The organism is Microbacterium sp. UBA3394, assembly GCF_002358725.1.
In the GTDB taxonomy this organism is placed as follows: domain Bacteria; phylum Actinomycetota; class Actinomycetes; order Actinomycetales; family Microbacteriaceae; genus Microbacterium; species Microbacterium luteum.
Genome location: NZ_DEPK01000081.1, coordinates 1 through 3,531, shown reverse-complemented (window position 1 = coordinate 3,531; position 3,531 = coordinate 1). Strand labels below are relative to the sequence as shown.

General features: G+C 70.3%; 3 protein-coding genes. All 3 read left to right on the top strand.

Translation table 11 applies throughout. From position 1 onward, the window contains the following. Window positions 1-127 precede the first annotated feature (127 nt). Complete coding sequence (gene obgE / locus B4E30_RS04590; RefSeq protein ID WP_286793686.1) at window positions 128-1,636, top strand: GTPase ObgE; 1,509 nt, start codon at window positions 128-130, stop codon at window positions 1,634-1,636. Further along, window positions 1,633-2,466, top strand: a complete 834-nt coding sequence (proB, locus tag B4E30_RS04585; RefSeq protein ID WP_286793685.1) for a glutamate 5-kinase — start codon at window positions 1,633-1,635, stop codon at window positions 2,464-2,466. Before obgE ends, proB begins: the two co-directional genes overlap by 4 nt. A 9-nt stretch (window positions 2,467-2,475) precedes the next feature. After that, window positions 2,476-3,531 (top strand): glutamate-5-semialdehyde dehydrogenase (locus tag B4E30_RS04580; protein ID WP_286793684.1); only part of this gene is annotated, 1,056 nt, incomplete at its 3' end.

The following is a 3,531-nucleotide window of genomic DNA, read 5'->3' as shown; positions in this document are numbered from 1 at the left end:
CAAGGGCGGTCGCAAGGTCGTCAACATCGTCGCAGCTGCGGAGTGATCCGGGGCTCACGAGAAGTCTTCGATGAGGGGCGGGCTTCGGCTCGCCCCTCATCTGTATCCACATCCTGAGGGGAATGACATGGTCACCTTCGTCGATCGGGTGACCCTTCACCTGCGCGCGGGCAAGGGCGGCAACGGCTGCGTGTCGGTGCGACGGGAGAAGTTCAAGCCCCTCGCCGGTCCCGACGGCGGCAACGGCGGACACGGCGGAGACATCGTGCTCGTCGCCGACCCGCAGGAGACGACGCTGCTGTCGTACCACCACTCTCCGCACCGCAGCGCCGACAACGGCGGGTTCGGCATGGGCGACAACCGGTCCGGCGCGGCGGGAGAGCACCTCGAGCTGTCTGTGCCGGTCGGGACCGTGGTGAAGTCGCCCGACGGCGAGACCCTCGTCGACCTCATCCACCCCGGAATGCGTTTCGTCGCTGCCCCGGGCGGCCTCGGAGGACTCGGGAACGCCGCCCTGGCGTCACCGAAGCGGAAGGCGCCCGGCTTCGCGCTGCTGGGCACGCCCGGCTGGGAGGGCGATGTCGTCCTCGAGCTGAAGACCGTCGCCGATGTGGCGCTGGTCGGATTCCCCTCGGCCGGCAAGTCGAGCCTGATCGCGGCGGTCTCGGCCGCGCGACCGAAGATCGCCGACTACCCGTTCACGACGCTGCATCCGAACCTGGGCGTCGTCCAGGCCGGTGACACGCGCTACACCATCGCCGACGTCCCCGGGCTCATCGAGGGTGCCAGCGAGGGGCGCGGGCTGGGGCTGGAGTTCCTCCGGCACGTCGAGCGGTGCACGGCACTGGTGCACGTGCTCGACTGCGCCACCCTCGACCCCGGACGAGATCCGCTGAGCGATCTCGACGTCATTCTCGCGGAGCTCGCGGCCTACCCGGTCGCCGACGATCAGGTGCCGCTGCTCGAACGGCCCCAGCTGGTCGCACTCAACAAGCTCGATGTGCCCGAGGCCAAGGACCTCGCCGATCTCGTGCGCCCCGACCTCGAGGCTCGCGGCTTCCGCGTCTTCGACATCTCCACCGTCGCTCGCTCCGGGCTGCGTGAGCTCACGTTCGCTCTGGGGGAGATCATCGCCGCCCACCGGGCGACGCGAGCCGACGAGGGGCCGCAGGAGCGCGTGGTCATCCGCCCGCGCGGTTCCGAGAAGGAGTTCTCCATCCGGGTCGAGGGCGGCACCTACGGCAACCTCTACCGCATCGTCGGCGCAAAGCCGGAGCGCTGGGTGCAGCAGACCGACTTCCGCAACGACGAGGCCGTCGGGTTCCTCGCCGACCGCCTCGACAAGCTCGGCGTCGAAGACGAGCTGTTCCGCGCCGGTGCGACCCCCGGCGCGACCGTCGTGATCGGCGAAGGCGACGGCGTCGTCTTCGACTGGCAGCCGTCGCTCAGCTCGGCCGCCGAACTCATGACGGCTCCGCGCGGGACCGATCCCCGGATCGATCCGTCGAACCGCCGCACGACGTCGCAGCGGCGGGAGCAGTATCGCGAACGCATGGATGCCAAGGCCGAGGCGCGCGCCGATCTCGAGGCCGAGCGCCTCTCGTCGTCGGGGTGGAGCGAGGAGAGCGGCGCGTGAGCGTCGTCGACCGCTCCGGTCTCGCCACCGTGCGCCGCGTGGTGGTCAAGGTGGGGTCCTCGTCGATCAGCGGTGCGAACCGCGGCAAGATCGCGCCGATCGTCGAGGCGCTCGCCCACGCCCACGCTCGCGGCGCCGAGGTCGTGCTGGTCTCATCGGGAGCGATCGCCACCGGCATGCCGTACCTCACGCTCGACGAGCGTCCCACCGACCTCGCCACACAGCAGGCGGCCGCGGCGGTCGGGCAGAACGTGCTGATCTATCGCTACCAGGATGCGCTGCGCCCCTTCGGTGTCGTCGCCGGGCAGGTGCTGCTGACGGCAGGCGACCTCGAGAACGCGACACCGCGATCGAATGCGCGCCGCGCGATGGAGCGGCTGCTGGGACTGCGCATTCTGCCGATCGTCAACGAGAACGACACCGTAGCGACCCACGAGATCCGCTTCGGTGACAACGACCGCCTGGCAGCGCTGGTCGCCCGCCTGATCGGTGCCGACGCGCTGGTTCTCCTCAGCGACATCGAGTGCCTCTACACGCGCCCGCCGGGCGAGCCGGGTGCTCGCCCGATCGATCGTGTGGACTGGGGCGACGATCTCGATGACTACGAGTTCGGCGCTACGGTCGTCAACAGCCTCGGCACCGGTGGGGCCGCGACGAAGGCTTCGGCCGCCAAGCTCGCTTCTGCAGCGGGCATCGGCGTGCTCGTGACGAGCGCGGACCTCGTGGCCGATGCGCTCGAGGGGCGTCACGTCGGCACGTGGTTCGAGCCGGATCCGGCACCTGATGCGGCGCCCGCCACGGGGCCCGTGCGGGCGGCCGGGAATCAGTAGGCTGGAACGATGAGTACGGTGACGGAGGCTTCGGCACGCGAGCGGATGCAGCGGGCGAAGGATGCCAGCCGAGCCGTCGCGCTCCTGGACGACGAGGCCAAGTCGCACGCGCTGCGGACCATCGCCGACGCGATCGAGGCGGCCTCCGCCGAGATCGTCGCCGCGAACGCCGAGGATCTCGCACGCGGTGCGGCGAGCGGGCTCGCCGATGGCCTGCGCGACCGTCTGCGCCTGGACGCCCCGCGCGTCGCCGCTCTCGCCGCCGCCGTGCGGGAGATCGCCGACCTTCCCGACCCCGTCGGACGTGTCCTCGACGAGCGCATCATCGGCGGCGGCATCCGGCTGACGAAGGTCGCCGTTCCCTTCGGCGTCGTCGGCGCGATCTACGAGGCCCGGCCGAACGTGACCGTCGACATCGCAGCCCTCGCCCTGCGGTCGGGGAACGCGGTCGTCCTGCGCGGCGGCAGCGCGGCCGAGAACACGAACAGGGCCCTCGTGTCAGCCATGCGGCATGCCCTCGCCTCTGTAGACATCGACCCCGAAGCGGTGCAGACGATCGATGCGTTCGGACGCGACGGCGCACGCGAGCTGATGACCGCGCGAGGGCTGGTCGACATCCTCGTTCCACGGGGAAGCGCGCAGCTCATCGAAACGGTCGTGACGGAATCGACCGTGCCCGTCATCGAGACCGGCGCGGGGGTCGTGCACATCTTCGTCGACGCCACCGCGCGCGCAGACTGGACGCGGGAGATCGTCGTCAACGCGAAGGCGCAGCGACCCAGCGTCTGCAACGCCGTCGAAACCGTCCTCGTGCACCGCGATGCTCTCGGACTCGTCCCCGACCTGCTGGTCGCGCTCGAGGCGGCGGGGGTGACCGTGTATGGAGACGAGACGATCTCAGGACTCTCGCCTCGCGTCGTGGCGGCCACCGATGACGACTGGTCCACGGAGTACCTGAGTCTGGATCTGGCCATGCGCGTCGTCGACGGGATCGACGAGGCGCTGACGCACATCCGAACCTACTCGACGCACCACACCGAGGCGATCATCACCGATGACCCGGCA

Bases quoted from the DNA above. Each gene is read 5' to 3' on its own strand.
- obgE (WP_286793686.1), top strand. From the start codon at position 128: ATGGTCACCTTCGTCGATCGGGTGACCCTTCACCTGCGCGCGGGCAAG.